Origin of the sequence: Rhodohalobacter sulfatireducens, assembly GCF_022012475.1 — a bacterium.
Taxonomy (GTDB): domain Bacteria; phylum Bacteroidota; class Rhodothermia; order Balneolales; family Balneolaceae; genus Rhodohalobacter; species Rhodohalobacter sulfatireducens.
Genome location: NZ_JAKLWS010000017.1, coordinates 1 through 21,985 on the forward strand (window position 1 = coordinate 1; position 21,985 = coordinate 21,985).

14 protein-coding genes are annotated in these 21,985 nt (G+C 36.7%); 2 read left to right on the forward strand and 12 right to left on the reverse strand.

Annotation, left to right across the window (positions count from 1 at the left end; genetic code table 11):
• From L6773_RS13035 to L6773_RS13055, 5 genes are all read right to left on the reverse strand, one after another.
• A partial coding sequence (locus L6773_RS13035; RefSeq protein ID WP_237854870.1) for an SIR2 family NAD-dependent protein deacylase occupies positions 1-3,848 on the reverse strand: 3,848 nt, incomplete at its 3' end.
• Between the two features lie 594 nt (positions 3,849-4,442).
• Positions 4,443-5,354, reverse strand: coding sequence for a nucleotidyl transferase AbiEii/AbiGii toxin family protein (locus L6773_RS13040; protein ID WP_237854871.1), 912 nt, complete (start codon positions 5,352-5,354; stop codon positions 4,443-4,445).
• Positions 5,351-6,112 (reverse strand): type IV toxin-antitoxin system AbiEi family antitoxin, encoded by a 762-nt coding sequence (locus tag L6773_RS13045; RefSeq protein WP_237854872.1) that lies wholly within the window; start codon positions 6,110-6,112, stop codon positions 5,351-5,353. Before L6773_RS13045 ends, L6773_RS13040 begins: the two co-directional genes overlap by 4 nt.
• Before the next feature lie 446 nt (positions 6,113-6,558).
• Positions 6,559-7,158 carry a type IV toxin-antitoxin system AbiEi family antitoxin domain-containing protein gene (locus tag L6773_RS13050; RefSeq protein ID WP_237854873.1) on the reverse strand — a complete coding sequence of 200 codons (600 nt, stop codon included), beginning with the start codon at positions 7,156-7,158 and terminating at the stop codon, positions 6,559-6,561.
• Between the two features lie 93 nt (positions 7,159-7,251).
• Positions 7,252-7,572 (reverse strand): helix-turn-helix transcriptional regulator, encoded by a 321-nt coding sequence (locus tag L6773_RS13055; RefSeq protein ID WP_237854874.1) that lies wholly within the window; start codon positions 7,570-7,572, stop codon positions 7,252-7,254.
• Positions 7,573-8,023: 451 nt separating this feature from the next.
• Between L6773_RS13055 and L6773_RS13060 the strand changes: the two genes are divergently transcribed.
• Positions 8,024-9,766: a hypothetical protein gene (locus tag L6773_RS13060; RefSeq protein ID WP_237854875.1), complete on the forward strand. Its 1,743-nt coding sequence runs from the start codon at positions 8,024-8,026 to the stop codon at positions 9,764-9,766.
• Between the two features lie 394 nt (positions 9,767-10,160).
• Positions 10,161-11,237, forward strand: a complete 1,077-nt coding sequence (locus L6773_RS13065; protein ID WP_237854876.1) for a hypothetical protein — start codon at positions 10,161-10,163, stop codon at positions 11,235-11,237.
• Positions 11,238-11,733: 496 nt separating this feature from the next.
• On the opposite strand, the gene L6773_RS13070 is transcribed toward L6773_RS13065, so the two are convergent.
• The 7 genes from L6773_RS13070 to L6773_RS13100 all read right to left on the reverse strand — a co-directional run bounded on the left by L6773_RS13070 (position 11,734) and on the right by L6773_RS13100 (position 21,982).
• Positions 11,734-13,341 (reverse strand): coiled-coil domain-containing protein, encoded by a 1,608-nt coding sequence (locus L6773_RS13070; protein ID WP_237854877.1) that lies wholly within the window; start codon positions 13,339-13,341, stop codon positions 11,734-11,736.
• Between the two features lie 140 nt (positions 13,342-13,481).
• Entirely contained in the window at positions 13,482-16,718 is a 3,237-nt protein-coding gene (locus tag L6773_RS13075) for a type I restriction endonuclease subunit R (RefSeq protein WP_237854878.1), read from the reverse strand.
• Positions 16,715-17,521: a hypothetical protein gene (locus L6773_RS13080; RefSeq protein WP_237854879.1), complete on the reverse strand. Its 807-nt coding sequence runs from the start codon at positions 17,519-17,521 to the stop codon at positions 16,715-16,717. The genes L6773_RS13075 and L6773_RS13080 overlap by 4 nt, the downstream gene beginning before the upstream one ends.
• Complete coding sequence (locus L6773_RS13085; RefSeq protein WP_237854880.1) at positions 17,514-18,668, reverse strand: DUF3696 domain-containing protein; 1,155 nt, start codon at positions 18,666-18,668, stop codon at positions 17,514-17,516. The genes L6773_RS13080 and L6773_RS13085 overlap by 8 nt, the downstream gene beginning before the upstream one ends.
• Positions 18,665-20,032, reverse strand: coding sequence for a DUF262 domain-containing protein (locus L6773_RS13090; protein ID WP_237854881.1), 1,368 nt, complete (start codon positions 20,030-20,032; stop codon positions 18,665-18,667). The genes L6773_RS13085 and L6773_RS13090 overlap by 4 nt, the downstream gene beginning before the upstream one ends.
• Before the next feature lie 74 nt (positions 20,033-20,106).
• Complete coding sequence (locus L6773_RS13095) at positions 20,107-20,856, reverse strand: PIN domain-containing protein (protein ID WP_237854882.1); 750 nt, start codon at positions 20,854-20,856, stop codon at positions 20,107-20,109.
• Position 20,857: 1 nt separating this feature from the next.
• Complete coding sequence (locus tag L6773_RS13100; protein WP_237854883.1) at positions 20,858-21,982, reverse strand: restriction endonuclease subunit S; 1,125 nt, start codon at positions 21,980-21,982, stop codon at positions 20,858-20,860.
• Positions 21,983-21,985 lie beyond the last annotated feature (3 nt).

The following is a 21,985-nucleotide window of genomic DNA, read 5'->3' on the forward strand; positions in this document are numbered from 1 at the left end:
TCTTTATAATGAGGCCAAACATCGATGATATGATTTATCCACCGAAGAGCCCACTCCCATTCCCGATTCTCTTCAAATAGTTCTACAGCCATCAATAAGTGTCCCCTGGGTAGCTGTAGCTCCTGACCATTATCCCATGCTTTATCGAATTCGCCCTTTTGTATTTGAACAAGTACTTTACACCCATTCCATTCCGATGCTTCACCAGGGTAGCGTTCCTGAATTGCCTCTAATGCATCTAGAATCTCTATCCAGCGTTTCTGCTCATATTGATATTCAAGCCATGCCGTGGCAGATTCAGAGCTAGCTCCTTTCTCCAATGCTAAACTCCAGGCACCTTCCTTATTACCAATATTCAACAAACATTTTACTCGAAATATGTTGGCGTAAGATCTGTGCTCAAGTGAAATATCGGCTATCTTCTCATGCCACCGAAGGGCCCATTCCCATTCCTGCTTCTCGTGACATAGTAATGCAGAATCCATTAGATAACCGAGGTCTAGCTCACTATCATCTTCCCATGCTTTCTCGAATTCGCCCATTTGTATTTGAACAAGTACTTTATACCCATTCCATTCCGACGCTTCACCAGGGAAGCGTTCCTGAATTGTCTCTAATGCATCTAGAATCTCTATCCAGCGTTTCTGCTCATATTGATGTTTAATCCATGATAGGGCAGATTCAGAGCTAGCTCCTTTCTCCATTGCTAAAGTCCAAGCCTCTTCCTGTTCACCCAAATTTACAAAACAACCTATTATGTGATTTCTTATTTGCTTCGATTGATAGTCAGCATCTTTATTTTGTAGTCTCTTAAATAATTCAAGAGAATATGAGTAATCATTCTTCTTGTAATAATAGCTAGCAGCAGCAAACAATGTGCCACTTGGGTTTTCAGGATCTTCATATATTTCTCGTGCATCTTCTAACAAGTTTAATTCAAGCAAGCACATCACACAAGAGCCCATAGCATTATCATTTGCTTCTGGAAAATGTAAATTAATTAATTTCCACCAAGGTAATGCGTCTTTCCACCGTTGAGCATTATGATAAAATTCCGCCATAGTGTATAGAAGTATCTTCTCAGTTTTTTCCTTTTTGAGTATTGAATGCGCTTTCTTTTCATAACCTAAATTGAGTAAAGCTTTCACATATATATGACCAAATAAAGAATTTTCCGGAAACTTTTTTTTGAGATATTTACTCCAATTTAAAACTCTATCCCATTCTTTATTTTGACTTGAAACAAAATGAACAAGTGAGTTCAGAATCTCTTCTAGGTCATGAACTATATTATCTCTTAAATCACTGTTAGACAATAGATTGTCAATGATCGAGAAGGCACGATCCAATAATTCATGATGTCTAGATTTAGTTTTTTTAGACAATTCGACAAGCATTCTTGCCCAAGTGCTTAGCTTTTCATCTGGTGTGTGTTCAATTACTTCATTCGCGAGTGAGTTTATCCACACAGAATCATTAAAAAACTTACTTAGACTTCCACAAACCCATAATGAACTTGGACCGAGCAAAGAAAGGTCCAATCTCTCTAATGCTTTGATCAGATTATTGATATTTTTTTGGTCCCTGGATTTTGAATAAGCTATCAAAATAGCTAGTTCACAATAACTCTTATTGGTACTAATACAATCTACCAGAGTTGAAAAGTATTGACGTTCTGTCTTATCTGAAATATCAAGTGCTAAAGATTCTAATCCATCAACCATGCAGAGGTAATCTATCTCATTATCTGAGAAAAATAACCGATCAGTTTCAATAAATAGATCATGTCTATTAATTAATTTATCTAATTTGGCATCTATTATATTATTTGGCTCTTCTCTTAACCTAGCACAAAAATCAATTAGTAGCTCTTGAGTACTGAATCCAATATATGCTGCTGCTCTTATGATATCTTGATGACGTTCAGATCCACTCCATGTAAGACGAAATAACATTTCTGGAGACATGAGCCCTCTGAACTGATTGATCCAATATTCAGCCTCATCTAGTGGTTCATTATAATTTTCAATTACAAATGAAGCTATCCAGTATAATGGGATAACATTCTGGTGCTTCTTAAATAAGTTTCTCAACAATGATATATGTTCAGACCCCAAAATTGATTCTGCTGAAGAAAGAATTGCTTCACCATCCTGTGTAATTTCTCCATCTTCATTTGCCACTAACGGATGAAATGGAAAAGAGGGTACTATTTCAAAATAGCTTTCCAAATTCTCGAAAATAGCTCTCGACTCAATCCATTGATTGAGTCGCTCCTCATCTTCACGACCATTACCTGCTGGCTGTAAACGCAGATCTGTACAAATTATCGGAACATTTCGCATTGTATGTTTTGATACTCTTAAATTATAAATTGCTCGTATCAAATCTGGTTGTCTATATATATCATCTATAAAAAAAACTGGTATTAAACCTTTATTGTTTCTTCTGAAATTTTCAATCCAACTTACAAACCACCTATATACATTCTCAGTTTCATCAACATGTCCTACCCATATAGGTTCATATTCATTACTAATTTGTATCAGTTGATATGCTAAATAAGCTAGCCAACTTGATTTTCCAGTTTTTTCATCACTTCTAAAACAATAAGAGTTGGTTGGTTTAAATTCATTTAGGAACTCCTTATGTTTTTCAAGTTTTATGAAAAGTTGAATCAAATCTAGTGTCACAAGAGGCTGTTTAGTGAGGCCCTCTAAACTTCTATCATAAGTACGATTTTTAAACAATTCAAAGGGGTTGCCAATAGAAGCTTTGTCTCTAAGTCTCGCAGTATTACCAGCAATACCTAAACTAGTAAATTGATTTCGTTTTAAAATCTTATCGTAATACTCAGCGTTTGTATTTGGAGATAAAATTTGATTTATAAAATTAAAATAATCAGGTAATTGATATTCTGTTACGAGGGCCTTTGAACCTGATGTATTTAGTTCAATTTGATTAGATTTCTGGGTATATTTATTTTCATCTTTATAAGTATGATCATTTATAAGATTAAGTAAGTACTTCGGAAGATTAGCGTGCTTTCCATAATCCAAAACCTTGAATCTCTTTTGAATTGGAAATTTTGATCTGGCTTCATCAAATGAATCAGAAGGTGAAAGTATATAAATCGAAGAAGTAAGGTCAGAAAAATGATCTCCAGCCCAAGATAACATATTTCCTATATTTGGGTCTTCTAAACCTGCACCAAAGCCAATAAATACTGGAGTATAGGGAGATCGTAAAATTCTAAGAAAATGTTGCCCCTTAATATTTTCAGAAATATTGTGATAGGATCTCTCACCTAAAACAATTGAATCAGGTTGTGTATAATGTCCATGAAAGTGAAGTATTGCCTCTCCATGACGTAAAGCCTTATCAAACTCATCTAATGATTGAAGTGTCACTGGCGGAATTTCTAACCACTCACTCAAGAGGTTATCGTAATTTGTCGTGGCGATGATAATCCCACTATCATGTATACGACGAAGAGCTTCAAGAATCTGAGAGTTTTTTATCTCAAATTGCTCAAAATAATGTTCAAGCCAATCCTTAAAAGCACCTTTTCCATGTTCAGAAAGCAACTCTTGTATCTTGCTTCCTAAAAAAATCAAATCATCTGGTTGAGGTGAATCTTCAAGAAAACGACTATACTTTTTATACTGTTCATTAAAATTTGGAAAATGATTATTTAGATATTCTAACCCATTTCTGATAAGCCCTACCCATCCTATTTCTTGATTCTCAGTCGCTGCAATTGATACACCTGTCCCAATTACGAAGACAACACGTTCACCGGGAGCTAAAATTGCTTTTTTTAAATCTTTTTTAAAAGTAGAACTCATTTTTTCAAGTTTATTTTTAAATCAATGCTGAATAATTGGGAGGATGATTTGTTCTTTTTTTAGTCATTTATATTAATTAATGCTAAATAAATTACTAGAACAGAACAAAATTAACTCAAATGATCTATAAAGTATTAAATGGCTATTTAAAATATCTAAAGCCTACCAAAAAAAAATATTTCCTTGAATGAATCGAATTCAGCAGTTTCAATGTAGTCTTCTACGAAAGTTTACCACTTGAAAGTAGAAAAAGCCTTATCCTTGAAGGATGAAAAAAATTTGTTGAAGCGAATCCCAGATAATATTTATTCTCAACAGAGAGTAACAAGGACTAAAGTGTCGAGATGTTTGTCGAGATGTTTGTCGAGATCATAAAATAAGTGATACGACCTTTTTATAAGTGGCGTGCCAAGTATGGCGGACTTAACGCAAGTCAGCTTGCTCAATATCAGTTTATATGAAAAGTAGGTTTCTTTTAAAACCAGTCGACTGAAGATCGATTTCACTTTCCCTTTTCAATAGCTTAAAAAGACGTTTTAGAAAATTTGGTCCAAATTTTGACACCACAAATTTTTGTGCAGTTAGATATTGATTTTATCCTTCAGATAAAACTTCTTCTAATTTCTTCAGCATTTCTTGGTGCTTTTTTTCATCCATCTTTCGGATGTTCAGCAACTTCCATTTAACACCGGGCAGATTTTTTAAATGAGATACAGGCATCAGATTCCATTGAGGATCACCTTTCTTGAAAGTGATAAGAAATTCTTTTTCGAGATCCGTTAAATCTTGCAAAATGAGCTTTGGTAATACTTTCTGTACCTCAATGAGTTCTTCTAACTCAACGAGGTCATTGGTCATGCCCCTGAACTCCTTTTTATAAATATCATCCAGATCTATGGTATTGGGATTTAAAAGTTCGTTCATAGGCCGGGAATGGCTAATTAAATACCCGATAAATGCGGTTCGAATTTTCTCGGTGATTCCCTCATTTTCCAGGAGGAGTTTTACATCAAATAAATCTCGGGGGTGCTGTCTGTCCAATGCAGCACACAATTTGCCTCCATAAAGATCTTCGAAAGAAAGCGTTTGTAACGCTGCAAATAATTCAAACTCATTTTGGATTCTGGAACTCAACTCTTTTTCAACAGGATCAAATATAGAACCTCGCAAAACGGTGTTGACTTCCAGTTTAATCTGAGTGTTGGCATTCCTGATAATCAGCCTACTCAGGGTGCCTCCGCTTTTCTGAGGCTTACCCCTTGTTCCCGGAATCTCTTTCTCAATCGCATCTGCTATTTTCTGGACACTTTTGCTGATTGATGTAAGCGACTCTTTCCTATCGTTTACAGGCAGATAGGTGAGATCGATGTCTACCGACAGGCGGGGAAAGTCATGCCAGAAAAAATTCAGAGCGGTTCCCCCTTTTAGTACTAGATCCTTCTGCCTTGCAACTATGGGCAATACACTCAGTAACAGCCGGACTTGATTTCGATATTCTTCTGTCATCGCTCTTCCCTCGATAGATCCGGAACGACTATTTTATATTTTTTATCCAGTATTCCCCCTTTAACGATCTCTCTTTTTCCACTGCCCAAGTCTATCGTTGAGGGATCGAGTCTTTTGAACCATGCATGATTATGATGCTCTGCCATATACAAGAACAGGCGCTTTACTTTTACAGATTTACAGCCCTCAAGTAATTTCTGAAGAACGGAGGGCCGCAAAGATGTTAATCCCTCCATGATGTAGTTCGCTTCATCTATGCCTTCATGCTTTGGTACATCATGAAGATATTCAAGTATGGATTGTTCGGCAGATGATATCGTTAATTCTATATTTTCTACCTTCCTTTTTGTTAGCTCGTTTGCATTATCCCCAAAAAGTGTTGCCGACCGGATTTCTAACTGTGCCGTCCAATTATAATTAACAAACCAGGATGGTAACCTGACGTCAGGAGTTTTCCAAACCAAGACCAACCGGGTATTACCCATTCTTATATAGTGGCCGTATCCATGCAACTCCAGGGACGTTTTACCTCCTACATGTACCGGAATATCTTGCAGCGTTTGTAATGCATACAAACCTCCCGGCCATTCTACGGTATCTCCCTTTCGTTTATAAGCTCCGGGGCCTATCTGTTCTATCCAACCACTGTTCTTATAGTTGTCGACCAACTGCCGATATACTCCTTGTTTCTCCAACCAGTGGGTGGTTATTACCGTACCAGGAGGCCATTTCTGCAATATTTGGTTTATTTTTTTCAATTTACGTCAAGGTTTTGTTGACATATTTAAATATTTATAAACTATTTTGGTTTAAATAATACCAATTTTGTCAATATAATGTAGGCAAAATTGTGATTTTCTAAACTGAATTTGTAATAATAATCTCTTTTTGTTCACTCATTCTTCTTGTTCACGAAACGTGAACAAAAATGAAAATGAACAAAATGGGTGCGCTAGGAAAATCGTAGGTAAATTTCAGTTTAAAATATCTACTGAATATTGATTAATGGTCAATATTCAGAGTAAAAATTAAACTGATCTTCAATCGCATAACAGGCTATATAATCGATTTGAAGAAAATTGCAGCATTTCTAAACGGTTTTTATAAAAGGTAATCGATATTTAGAATTGTTGTCCGGTAATAATAATTTTGTATCGCACCAACATTTATAGACGGGCCTTAACGGACTGTTCTAATCTGCTACTCATCCGGATACCAGTGCTTTTAGATAAGGCTTCATCACAGTTTTAACCCGGCAGATTCCCATATACTTTTGAAGCTCGTTAAGATTGGCTTCGGGCAGTTCCAGGTAGTTTCTGAGTCCTTCGAAAGCAAGATCTTCTCCGAGTTTGTTTCTGTAATGAAACATATCGCAGACTGTCTTCGGTTTATTATAAACCTTGAAACTCCCATACGAACGTTCAACTTCCTTTTTACCTGCGTTATAAATATTCTCCCTGTGGAAGTAAACATCTATGGGCGGATAGTCCAGTTCAAAACGATCTGTGTTGTTTGGAACTGCCACAGTAATTTTTGAGGGATTAAAAGTAGTAAGTTCATGGTAAGCCAGTGCAGATGAAAGACAAATAACAGCACTATCGTTGGCCTTATGTATATCCACAAAGCTTTCGTATTCATCCCGCTGATAATCTTTTAGTTTATAAAGACCTGGCTTGATTTTAATGACAAGATCTTTTTCAAGAGTCTCTTTTACTTTGCGGGTATGAATACCTGCTTCCTTCAGCTCCTTCATGGTGGCGTAGCCACCTTTACTGCGCATTATTTTGAGAATTGTCTGTGACATTTTATTGGTTCTTTTTCAAGGTCGTTTACTTGAAATGACCTTTTATTCGAACCAAAATATTTTGGTTTTCAATTAAATAAACTAAAGCAGGTATTATCTTTCCTTCCTTAGCAAAAGCCACTCCTCTATATCCGACCTGAGCCAACCGACTACACGGCTGGAAATTTTCACTTTGAGAGGTAATTGACCTTCATTATACATTTTATAAATCGTTGAAATGCTTAAAGAAAGCATCTCCCCCAACTCTTTTGGCCGTATTATTTCTTTCTGTGAAGTAGATGTTTGTGTTTGAGTCGACCGACTCTGTAAGGTCTCGAAATGTATTAAAGTTTTCTTTAGCTCATCGAACTCTCTGACCACAGCTTCTTTAACTGCATCTTGGATGGTTTGGGTAAGATAGGTTTCAAAGTTCATAGGCTGGGGCTCTATAAGGTTTTGAATGAAGTTTAAAAACCTAAAATTAAGCAGGGGAGATCAATCTATTCTAATTTTAGGCTCTTAGAAGCGAAATTTGAAAATCAATTCTCTATAAAACTATCCTTTATAGACTCTTTCCTGATGCCATTGCAAGAAATCGGGGGATGGACTGTCAATTAACAGTTCCGGATGGTTTAGTACAGCATATAAATCATTGTTATAGAGCTAAATAATTATAAATGGAATCCTAAATATGATTAATATATGACTTAAATAAATACTACATATTTATGTAGTGGTTATTGTGCGATTATTTCGTACAATCAAAAATTGTTATTTGGTACAACAGCTTCTCCAAAGATGTGCAAGGGATAAGAAGTATAGGACAAAGGGAGTAGCACAACAATTATCTTTACCACCTAATCAATTTAGATATAAATCGTACTATATGCGTACACTATTGCTTCTAATTTATATTTGTTTGGCTTTTCAGAATTCTTTTGCACAAGTAACAGTAGCTTTTGACACTAAGACTGGACTCTTTAGGGATGGTGACTACGAAAAAATAACATTTGACGAGCCTTTCTGGATAAAAATTTCTGACCCTGAAATTATATCCATTACTACCAGGTTTGGTATTCATGATCATGGAGAAGGAAAAACAAATTCATACAAAAAACGCTGGCACTATAGGTTTTTCCCTAGAGAAAAACTGTACGATGGTACTATGATAGAACTTCCTTCATCCCACTCATCTACAGGAAATTTTACAATTATAATGCAACCATTACATCCTAACGAAGACTACGATGTCGTATTTGAGGCAAAAAGGAAATTGAACTTAGAAAAGACAGCAATTGATGAACTCAGGGGCAGTATAGCCAAGAAAATTGATGAAACATTTCATTACACTAAATCTGTGATTGATTCATTAGAGATTAAAAATATGCATCCTGAAATTGGAAATTTGATCGCTGAAACTGCTAATTCACGAGAACTATTTTATGCCGATGAAACACGTGTTGATTTATCTGACCCCATAACCCAGAGCAATGCATATTCATATTTTCAGAAAATTAAAAACACACAAGATCACCTAAATGGGCAGATTGAAAAGATCTGTGGATATAAAAGTAAGCCTAAACTACGCGATCCTGGTGGATCGGGTTACGCATATAATTTTTCTAAGACTATCAATAGTACTCAAGCCACCCTGTTATCAGATTTAGATATAATTTTTAATGACAGTCGATATAAGACATTCTTAGATACACCTGTCAATACTATTTTAGATGAAAAAACGACCAACAATCACATTTTAACAATTTTAAAGAGAGATTTAGAAACCACATCTGTTGATCTAAAGGAATACGAAAAAGAAAATATTTGTAACATTCACATTTTGAACCGATATACAGATCAACTTCTAGCAGGTCAGGGGGAAATTAAAGGCAATATAGTCGTAGCTGCTAATAATTTTGATCTCACCGGTGGACAATTGTTAATGTCAGCAATGCTCAATTTAAAAGATTTAAAGGATGCAGGAGGAAGTTATGTAGTACAAGACATGACGAATCTGGATCATGCCATTGAAATAGTCAGAAAATGGGTATCTGATGTTAGCGTATTCAATGAGTCATTTAATGATCTCGAAATATACAAAAAAGACTTTCCGAATATTCTTGAGGACGTCTATACCAATTGGTATTCATCTACAAACATTCACCTGAACACTCCAATAGACACAGAGGACACTCCCTATATCGGGGTTGACTTCGGTGTTATCGTTGCTCCTGGTATTTCCTCTACCTTTACCTTCCAAGGTTTTAATATTCATTTAAGGCCTGTGAACAGAAGAGCTAAATTTTCGGATTTAAGACCAATGAATAGGATTTTTAGCCTTGATGAATTTCTAAAACGAACAAGCATTTCCATAGGCATTGCTCAAAGGATTAATAACTCAGACGATAGTTTTGAAAAACTATTCGCCACAGGTTCGCCGTTTGTAGGGGCCGGATTTCGGATAAATAGGATGATACGGGTGAGTGGCGGAGTTATGTTTTATAAAGAGTTCGATGAGAATCCAGTTGTCACAGAATCTATTACAAATTCAACGTGGGGAGTTGCAGCTTCTTTAGATATCGAATTGAAAAAAATCGGGACAGTTTTCGGTGAACTTTTAAATTTTTAATATATGTATGTCAATTTTTCAAATAAGCCAGATGTGAAATTCGAGCGTAGTTCAAATCCAGATTTTACATATATCAGTCGGAGAATAACAATTAAAATTAACGTCCGGAGTCATGGTTATTCAATAGAAGAATTAAGTCTTTTACTTATCATAAAAGACCGCCCGGAGGGTTTTTATTTTGATGACAAAAAAGTACCCTTTAAGGATATATATAGTATAAAGAATGGGGAAAATGACGTAGATGTTCATTATTACACAGATTTAAAAAATCCTGCTCAAATGGCTTCGATTAATATGAAAGTAATTTTATTTAAGAATGTCCCTGACAGATCGACTGATGATGCAGAACCAATAGATTCGGCTACGGAATCTTTTAACATTTTACCATAAAGTAATGAAAGCCTTCAGCACATTAGTTATCATTTTAGGCACCCTGCTTTTATCATGTGATGGAATAGAAGAGAAACTTGTACAACCAGAGGATATTATTTCTCTTCAGCTATTGGATAAGAATGGGGGAAATTTGTCGGCTGTTGTTGTTGGAGATGGTGAGTCTGTCATTACTGTAAAAGCAATTATCCCAGAAAATACTGATGAGAAGTTCAAGACTATCAAGTTTAAAACATCAGATGGTACGTTTGTAGGTGTTACGGCAGACGCAAGCAGTCAAAAAGCGAACGCACAAGGTGTTGCCCAAACCGGTCTGCGACTACCTCTCGCAAATGTTGAATCAAGGATCTATATTTCAGCTGAAATAAGTACAGACAGTAAAACGTACACTGCCGAAAAAGAGTTAGTTATTAGTAAAGTGAATGATGTTATATTTGCCGAACTGTTAAACATAGATGGTTCACCACTTAATGAAGATATTCTTGGTGACGGAGAAAGAGTTGTTTTGATACGTGCTGGACTTTTAGTGAGTAACCCATCGCTAAATCAAATAACTATTGAAACTACAAGTGGAACCCTTTTGGGGGTTTCCGGAAACAAAGTTGCACTAACTCCAGACGCTGATGCCGTTGTAACTGTAAAAATGAGAATACCAAACACTGTTGATCCTATTTTTATTAATGCAAGCGTAGGCAGCAATCCTGTTTTTAATGACTTGCTTACCATCAAGCCAGTAAGAAGCTACCCAGAAACAATATTCATTGAACCACAAAAAATCACCATGGCTTTAAATGAGACGAATTCTATTAAGGTCTTTCTTAGAAAGAATGTCGGCAAAGTTTCAAAGGGACTAACAGTAAATTTTCAAGCTTACCAGCGGGCTGAGTCCAATATAGTGCCGGTTGGAAGATTTACAGGAATCCAGGATTTAAAATCAGATATAAATGGAGAAGTAGAAGTCCAATTTCATACTGATACAAAAAACATTGATACTTCGAAAAAAATCATACTTTTGGCACAAACTTTGACCGCTGGTGGATTAGATACACTTTCGAATAGTATTGAGATTGATGTGGAGTAAATTTAAATGCCATAGGCTTAGCTACTTAATTTTTAGTGGCTACCAACCTCTTTCCGAGCCGAACGGTTCTGTAAGTAATCGAGTTGCATTAAAGTTTTCTTTAAATCATCGAACTCCCTGGCCACAGCTTCTTTGACTGCATCTTAGATGGTTTGGGTAAGGTAGGTTTCGAACTTCATAATATGGTCTCCATAAGGTTTTGAATGAGGATAAAAACCCTAAAATTAAGGAGGGGAGACCAATCTTTTCTAAATTTTAGGCTCTTAGAAGCGAAAATTGAAAATCACTGATATATAAAACTATTCTTTATAGACTTTTTCCTGATGTCATTGCAAAAAATCCGGAAATGGACGGTCAATAAACTGATCTTCAATCACACAATACGCTATATAATCGATTTGAAGAAAATCGTAGCATTTCTAAACGTTTTTTATAAAAAGTAATCGTTTTTAAAAAAAATTAAGAGGTTAATTCTTAATAAAATTCCTTCCTTCAGCTAAAATCTGATAATATACCCAGCACTTACAAACCAGCTTCCTTTGAGTTCATTGATAATTAAAGAAGGTTTTTCAGGGTACTCTCTGTCAAAATCAGCATTATCACTCACTCTTTTCACGTAGCCCGCAATTCCTCCGAAATCAATGGATAGATTATGGGTATGACCTAACGAAATGCCAAGTCCATAGAGCAATCTGGGTTTTACTTCTTCACCTAAAGAAAGGCCTGTTCCTACCGAACTATGAAGTCCAAAACCTGAATCCCATTTATAACCACTACGAAGTAAAACCGATGCTCCAATTTCATTTTTCAATTCTGATTCTCTCAATAATGAATATCGTGATGTTGAATCACTTACTTGAATTGTTTCTATCCCTATACGCTCATTCGATAAACCGGAAAAATAGACGGATGGACCTACCGACCAATAAAATCCTCTTTTAGGAAAACGAACCGGAGGCAACGTTTCGGACTGCAATCCAGAGGTTGAATCTTTTGGAATAAATTTTATTCGTACTTCCGCTTTACCGCCATTATACTGAATAGGCATTGAAGTATATGAGTTGGTTTGGTATAGGTTTAAAATAGATTTAAACTGTTTTCCAACATTCTCTGTACTAATAAGGGAAATGGCTTTACTGGTCTTTGAGTTAGCTTCAGCCAGAGTTTTCTTTGACTTTTCAACCTTGTCTTTCAAGTCAATATTCTCATCGTTGTTTAGAAAAACTTTTATTTCCGATCTTTCTGCAAATTCAGCAAGAGATTTTATTTCCGTCTCTACTCTTCTTTTCAAGCCCTTAAGTTCATTCCTGTATTCTTCGAAATCCTCTAAATCAGATCGAACATTCGGCTTATAACCATCTGCTTGTTCTCCCGTTTGTCGAAGTATACGATAGGTCATGTAGTCGAATTTTTTATTTTCAATTGCATCCTTGGCAAGTTTCAATTTGGCTTCGAATTTTGTTGTTTGGGCTTTAACCAAAGCAACTCGAGCTTCAATTTCCTTTCGGGTGTTTTTTACTTTTTCCTGTGCATCTATTTCATCCTGTAAATCTTTAATTGGTTTATCGCTATACGTTTCGAATAAGTTGAAACTTGTATTAATTTTTGTACCTTCTGTAAGTGATACTTTATCCAAAGCCTCGACTACTTCTTCAATCTCTTTTTGGTAGCTCGACTCAACAACAAGGCTACTCACCAACCCACTTAGGGTGCTAAGGTCTAAGGTGCCAAAAGTGGGGAAATTCAATGCGGTATTATATACCGTGTCACTACTTTCAATTTCTAACCGATATTGATTCAAATTAATGCTGTCTATCTGAATTTGATAGAATTCTCCTTTTCTGATCTTTTTGGGAATTGTGATATACGACCGAGACCTAAAATCGAATTTAACTTTGGGGAGCGAGTTGTCATATTTTTCATCATCCCTTTTTTTAAGTTCATTCTGTAATTTTTCTATCTCTTTAATCAATTTATTTTGTTCATCCAGATTCTCTACTTTCTCTTCCAAGGCTTTTTTTTGCTTCTTAAGATCTTCTTTGGATTGAGCATAAAGAGCATCTATCACACTAAAAAGGAGTATAATTATCAGTAATTTCTTCATGGTCTTTGATTTTCATTTTAAACGTATAAGGAAATACTTAATATCATTTTGAAAAAATACTTCCTCAGTTTCACTACATGAATATGTTGTATTGAGATTCATATTTATACCCGCTCTAATGTGAAACGTATTTTTTAAGATTAAGCCTCAACCAATTCTTGTGCTATTTTCTTTGCCTGACTGAGGACAGTTTCGGTAGCCAGTTTCTGCATGTCCGGAGGATAGCCATACTGGCGGAGCGTTCTTTTAACAACAACTCTTAATTTGGCACGGGCACTTTCCTTAAGAGTCCAGTCTATAGAAGCGTTATTTTTGACTTTCTCATAAAGAACTACCGCTAACTCTCTAAGCTTGTCTTTCTCCATGACCTCACGGGCACTGTCATTATTTGCTATGGCCGTATAGAAGGCATATTCAAACGTGGACAAGCCCATTTCTTGCGGCTCTTTATCCATCTCCACAACGGTTCTGCAGTGCTTCACGAGTTCATCGATAAATTCGGCGGCCGTCAGCACCTTATTCTGATATCTTTTGATGGAGTTCTCCAGCATCTCCATTAAGGTCTTTCCCTGGACAAGGTTAATTCTTGACCGGGATTTAATTTCATCATTAAGCAGTTTTTTGAGCACTTCCATAGCAATATTCTTGTGCTCCATGCTCTTTACTTCCAGCAGGAAATCCTCAGACAAAATGGAAATCTCCGGCTTCTTAATACCGGCCGCATCAAATACATCAATGACCTGTTCGGATACTAACGCCTCGTCAATAACTTGGCGGATCACTGATTCAATTTCTTCATTGGTCTTACCTGCACCGGAACTGTCAAACTTAACCAACCGGGCTTTTACCGCCTGGAAAAAGGCGACTTCTTCTTTAACATCCATCGCCTGCTCATGGGGGAGCGCAATAGAGAAAGACTGGGATAAATGATTCACTTGGTTGATATAGCGCTTCTTGCCATCTTCGAGTCCCAGTATATGATCTTCAGCGGCTAAAATAAGGTTTAGTTTTTCAGAGGTACTCGCATCGAAATAGTCTTCATAGGGAAAGCCATGAAACATATGGGAAATAATCTCGATTCTCTCCAGCATTTCTGTAACAGCCTTTTCCTGGGCTTCGGCAGGATCTCCTTTACCTCCGGCTTCTGAATAAAATGACAAGGCTTTCTTTAAATCAGAGGCGATCCCAAGGTAATCCACTATCAGTCCTGCCGGTTTGTCTTTATATACCCGGTTTACCCGAGCAATGGCCTGCATGAGGTTGTGACCCTTCATCGGTTTATCGATATACAGTGTGTGTAAACTCGGAGCATCAAAGCCGGTGAGCCACATATCACAGACAATGACCAGCTTTAATTCATCTTCCGGATCTTTCATCCGGTCGGCCAGTGTTCTTCTCTGATCTTTGGTGGTATGATGTTTTGACATTTTTGGCCCGTCTGAGGAACTCGCCGTCATAACTACCTTAAGCACTCCTTCTTTCAGTTCATCGGAATGCCATTCTGGTTTTATGTTGATGATTTCTTCATAGAGGTCAGCAGCGATACGGCGGGACATGGTTACAATCATTCCCTTTCCGCCTTCAATCACATTCCGCTCTTTCCAGTGGGCAACAATGTCTTTGGCTATCTGCTTTGTCCGTTCTTTGCTACCCACTAAAGCTTCAAGCTGCGTCCATTTTGCTTTGGCTTTTTGTGATTCGGTGAGATCATCCTGATCCAGCTCTTCATCTACTTCTTCCACCATTTTACGGCCTTCATCGCTCAATCGAATTTTCGCTAAACGACTTTCGTAGAAAATTCGCACCGTTGCCCCGTCTTCTACCGCTTGAGCTATATCATACACATCAATATAGTTACCGAATACAGCGGGAGTATTGATGTCCGTCTTCTCGATGGGAGTTCCGGTAAACCCTAAATAGGTAGCATTGGGTAATGCGTCTCTCAGATACTTGGCAAAACCATAGACTGTTTTCTTACCTACAATATTTCCTTTTTTGTCCTTGTCATCAATAATTTTTGCTTTGAAACCGTACTGCGTACGGTGAGCTTCATCTGCAATCACTACTATATTGGTGCGGTCAGATAGTTCTTCGTAAATATTTCCTTCATCCGGCTGAAATTTATGAATGGTGGTAAAAACAATACCACCGGAAGCGACTTTTAATAACTCTTTCAGATGTTTTCTGGATTCAGCCTGTTTGGGTTCCTGCCTTAGTAGTTGGGTAGATGAAGCAAAAGTATCAAACAACTGATCATCCAGATCATTTCGATCAGTAATAACAACAATGGTTGGGTTATCCATTGCCAGTACAATTTTGCCCGTAAAGAATACCATAGATAAAGACTTGCCGCTTCCCTGGGTATGCCACATCACCCCGCCTTTGCGGTCTCCCATTGGTTGCTGATCCACTCCAGCCACGCCGTATTTCTGGGGTTCTACTTCCACCCGGATATTATCCGGGGATATAATATTCTCTCTGGAAACAAAGCCGGACGCTCTCAGGGTAGATTCCACGGCCCGGTTCACAGCGTAGTACTGGTGGTAAGCGGCTACTTTCTTTACGGTCTCAACGGTGGTAATCCCCGTTTCGGGATCTTCCTTTTTAGACTTTTCAAATACCGTGAAATACCGGATCAGGTCTAGCAGGGTTTCTTTATTCAGCATGCCCTTTATCAGGGTTTCCAACTGACCGACTAACGGAGAAGCTTCTACTTCACCATCGGCGGTCTTCCAGGCCATAAAGCGTGCAAAGCCCGCAGACAAAGCTCCGGCTTTTGCTTCCAGTCCATCAGAGATCACCAGAATTCCGTTGTAGGTAAACAAAGACGGAATAGCGTCCTTATAGGTTTGCAATTGCTTGAATGCGGATCGGATAGAAGCAGTATCGCTGGAGGCATTTTTAAGCTCTAATACGGCCAGCGGCAACCCGTTTACAAATAAAACCACATCCGGGCGTTTGGTACGGTTGTCATCAGTTACCCTGAATTGATTTACGACCAGAAACCCATTGTTATCAGGGGCCTCAAAATCTACCAACTTAACTAAATCTCCCCGTTCCTTGCCCTTTTTCTGGTAACTGACTTTTACGCCTTCGGTTAAGTACCGGTGAAAGGTTTCATTATTGGTAATGAGTTCCGGAGCATTTATGCGTTGGACTTCCTTTATAGCTTCTTGAATGGCAGGGTATGGCAAATCCGGGTTAATCCGCTGAACCGCGCTTTCCAAGCGTTGGGCCAGCACGACCTCTTCAAAACTGTCCCGTTCGGGCCGTTCAGTATCCGGGGCTATATTCGGACCATAGATATATTGATAGCCTAACTTCTGCAGAAGTTCTATTGCAAATTCTTCTATGGCGTTTTCGGTGATTTTGGTCATTTATCTGTTACTGTTGACAGATGCTTACCTATATATCCTATAAATATTTCTTTAGTATCATTATTAGGAAAAAAATGGAATCGTAAATCTCCTGTTTTAATATGTAATTCAAAACTTTCAGTTGATCCATCTGGTAATTGAAAATTTCTCTGATTACCGTATTTATCCATCGTACGTTTGCTTTCCGGGGAAATATTTAAAGCACTTCTATTATTTATCTCCTTGTAACTAAATGCCCCTTTAGACCATCCATCATTTGCCTCATCAAATTCTTTCAAAATATCGACGACCTGACCAAAGTATTTGCCTGTTCCCAATTTTTCTACTTGATCCTTTACTCCATCACAAAAAACCAAATTAGGGAATAGTGATTCTTTTCGATCCCAAAAGTTATTGTGATCAACATCCCATAAGTTAGTTTTTCTAAATTGCTGATACTCTATTCGATTTCTTACAAATCTATCAGGTGGAATGTCATGTATTTCAATCCCAAAAAAGGCATTATAGATTTCGTAGTCATTATCAAATTGACCTAAATCATTTATTCTTTCAACATTATTTAGAGTACCAAATAATCGAGGTAATATACTTCGTGATAATTGCTCATCTAGCTTAGAAGAAAAAACCACCTCGCTTAATGGCCCCAACTGTGTCTCAACATTCCAGAAATCATCTGACATTAAAAAATTGTCATCATCTTTTGATTCAATTACATGAATATGATTCAATTCATTAAAACAATCTTCAAGGTCATTCCTTGAAGCATTAGAATAGCTTTCTTCAAATAAATAATAGTTAAACATCCTTCTGAATATTTAACAAATTTGCATAATCAATTTGCGCTTGATCAAAAAAACCTTTTGGCCATTTAGTTAATTTCCCATTCTTCTTTAATTGAATTGATTCTACTTCTGGCTGTGTATTACTCTTATTGCCCCCGAAAAAGTTTACTAATGGAAATTGATAATCTATTGTTTCTTCTGCTACTGAAATTTGTATGCCATTTATAACATGTTCACTATGTGTTTCAACCAAAATATGTACTCCAGCTTGAGCAATTTGAGCAAGAAATCGACCAACCCTCGATTGTGCTGAAGGGTGTAAATGAGCTTCAGGATTTTCTACTATGAAATATGATTTTTTCTTTGCTATTAAACCTGTTACAATTATTGGTAAAACATAACTTATGCCAAATCCAGCGTTCGTTGGAATTAAAGATCCAGATGAAGAGTATTCATTTTCTAAAAGAATTTCTGCAGAATGAATTGATCCGCTTGAACCGGACTTTACCCGGATTCCAGGAAATATGAAATCCATCCAATAACTAACTTGTTGTTCAAGGTTTTTATTCGTTGTCCCCTTGAACCATCGTTCTTTTTGAACAGATGTAAATCCTCCTTTCTCACTCAATACTTGAGCAGTCAATTCTCCATAAAACCCAACATGATCAAATTCTGTGAATACTATATCCTGCCTAGTTCTAGGTCCGATTCTTTCAGCATTCAAATAATAAAATTCCTTTGTAAGTAGAGGGGCATTGCTCAATCCTTTACCAGTAGACTTTAAAAGATTTAAATAAAGAGTATTCGTAAAATCCTCAGCATCATAAATAGCACTAAAATAACCTCTATCATTATGATCTAGCTTAAGTACAATTCCTTCCCCTTCCCTGCTAGAATTTAATAGAGAATGACTATCACCGAGGGAGAGGCAGTAATTACCATTAATCGAAATCTTAGTAGATTCTACAAGATTTTCATGTTCAATTTCGTGATCCTCTCTTGAAATTTTACTTCTAATTGAATCAATTGTATTCCTTAATAATAATATTGATTGAATTGCAGTACTCTTTCCCTGACCATTAGCCCCGGCAAAAATCGTTAATTGCTTTAATGGTATTTCAACATCCCTAAAACACTTGAATCCTTTTATATGCAGTTTAGCATTCATAATTCCAAGGTTGATATTAATTCTTCTGCAGCTGCAAAAGCTGCCTGAGTATTTGCCTTAGCATTTGTACCGTATGTTAAGTAACTATATAGCTCCTCATCGTTCGTAATTTTTTCGGCAAGTGGTTCTACCAAACTTCCCCGAGGATTCTGTTTGGCTTGATCAATATCATACTGACTAAGTAATACGGACCAACTCACAAACAGAGCTTTGTTAATTAACTGCCTTCTAGCACTCGGTTTTAAATGCTCTAATAAATTTTTTCTAAAAGAATATTTACCAAATAAATAAAACGCATTCTTCATAGACTGATCGAAGAGCGGAACGTAGTGATCCAGTTCTACACCCTTTTTACTTAACTCTTCAGTCAGACTATTAAGCTCACTGTTTATATTTCCAGTATAACTACTTAATGAGGGATCTGACGTATACTTTTTATGAAATAAAATAAACCGCAATGCAAGCTCCTGTGCTTCCATTCTCACGTCTTTAACACTTCCTCCTGTTGCCAATTTAAATGAATCCAGATTCACCATTTCATGGAGTAGTTTTCTCAGGCTCTTACCAGCCAAACAGTTTCTAATTTCCTGATTGTTTAATGGCTTACCTCCTGTGTTAATTCTTCTGAATACGTCGTATTTGAGTTTAGTAGGTGAAGAAGGATCAATAACGTTTACTGTGATTTGCGTCATATTAAACCATCTGAAGTATTTTTGATCAATTGATGGTCGGGATTCATGATTATAGTACTTACCCCCGCATTTATCTTCGAGATACTCCAAATCTCTGAGACGAAGTTTATTATCCATAAACTCTTTAATAGTACTAAGCCGCTGAAGGCCATCTACTACCGAAATATATCCATCTTCATCCTGAGCAAAGTAAAACATCGGTAGTGGTATACGTAGCAGTATTGATTCGATTAATCTGGACTTTCTTTTATTATCCCACACCAAATGTCTTTGAAAATCTGGTGTTAGATCTATGTCATCCTGTTTAATCATGTCATAGATTTGTCGCAGGGAAAATTGTTTGGGTTCTACCCTAATCTTCTCAGGATCGTATGGTCTTTCCTCTTCAAACTCATCATCTGTTTCACTGTTTTCAGAACCGATAGATGACTCGTCTGGTGATAATTCAACTAATAATTCCGTTAATATTTGGTCCAATGAAGGATCAGCAATATCTATTGCGGGATCAGATTCTATTATTTTATACCCTTCTTCATTGAACAAAAGCTCCAGAAATGATTTACCATTCAATGGATCAACAAGTTTATAACCCTGACCTGCTTCTGTCTCAGCCCCTTCAATTACTCTGAGATCAATTTCTCTTTCATCCGTTGTTTTTAAACTAATCTCCATATGTCATTTTGTATGGTTGATAAATTTGATTTCGATTAGCTATTCATTAGTCAATATAATATGAATATGTCTTTTTAATAATCATGTTCAATGATTTCCTTTGAATAGAAATCAACAACTAAGGTATGTTCGGCACCGTCAATTTCTACGGATACAATCCAATCGTCATCTTCATTAATATTGGCATCCAGAATTTCAATGGATAAGCCTTCATCTACTCCCAAGTCTTCTCTGAGACGGCCAATAAAATACTCATCTGAAAAGTACCCTTTTCTATATTCATAATATTCATCCACTTCCCCTATTACATTTACCCCTTCTTGCTTAGAAAATGCCTCTTCCAATCTTGAATCATTAGTTAGGACAAATATTTCATCATTTGGGTTTTGTTGTATGTATTCAATGACTGTATAAAAAATTAAAGAGTCCTTATATCCCTTATCATTTTTTTTATTGAATGGAGCGTTATTATGAATTGCCCTCTCCGTCATATCATCGAAGTATTGAGTTAGATCAAAATCCAATTCAATATGTTCAAGCTCATCCAAGCATTCTTCATAAAGCTGGTTAATCTTTTGTTCCAGCATTTCTTCCAGGTATTCACTTGTATCTATCTCCAATGCCCCGGTAAAGTAATTCCCTTTAAATCGACTTAAATCAGCTACGAGTTGACTTCTCTTTTGTACTTTAATCTCTTCAATAACAATTTTTGGAATGGCAATTTGCACATGAGACTGAATTCGTTCCAACTCTTCAATATTGCCAAAAAAAGAGTTTACTCCATCGTTTCTTATTGCATTGGTATCTATGAATAAAACATCCATCTTACTTCACCCGAATTTTCCCACTCATTAGTTTAGGAAGTAACGCATCTCTTAATTCTTCCAATTTGGCAATTTGTTGGTTGTTTGATACAATTTTTGAAATAATTGGAGCAAAGATCTCATCCTTTTCTTCAATTATTTCTTCCGTATATAATACCATAGCCTCATCTAAATCTTTTCTTCTGATATGCCCCATAGTTGTAGCTTGAGCTCTGGCAATCGCCTGAAACCTATCTAAATGATACTTAGACCATAGATAATAAAACCACTTAGGAAACCTCTCTGAAGTCACCTTAAAAAGGTGCTGGTTAAGAATACACCTTTCTCCATCCCAGATTTTAACCAACAAACTGGCAGACCACGAAAATATCACGTCTCCGTTTTCTACGATATAATCATCTCCTACCTCGGTACTTGCCCAATCCGAACTATCTGTTATGCCATTTTTTAATTCTTTAATTTTTAATACAGGAAGTTTTTCTACAGGGTTTTTTGGTGGATATTTTTGGCAAGCCTTTCCATTAAGAAATTCCGCGATATCACTCAATGGTTCTTCCTCCCAACCCTCATCTACTTCTTCCACAAACCACTGCCGGAAGAGAGTTTCCGCCATAGCTTCCAAAGTTTGGTTCTGGCGGTGGAGCAAATCTATTTTTTCATCCAAACAACTGAGTACAGAGGCAATGGCTTCTTGTTCGGGTGGGGATGGAAGAGGCCATTTTGTTTCTTTTAAAAAATCCCAATCTGCTCTAGGCATTCGTGTCCCACTTGATGACGCATAAGAAAGATTTACCAACTCCTCATTTGCAAAAAAGTAAAAAAGAAAATCTGCATCCACTCCATCTTTAGGATGAACAACCCAGATATCAGTGGAACATATACCATCAAAATCAGGTTTTACTACCTTGCGAAAATATGGCCGTAGTTTCCCGAAAAGTGTATCTCCAGCTTTAAATCTGTATTTATTGCTATTGATCTCTTCTGAACTTCCAATGCTATTTAAACGGAGTTTATTCTCTTCAATATGTTGCAAGCCAATATATGGTAAAACTTCATCTCCTACTTTCCAGCTATTTTTTTTAAGTTCTGCAATATCAGCCAATACATTTTCCTTCCACTCACTCATATT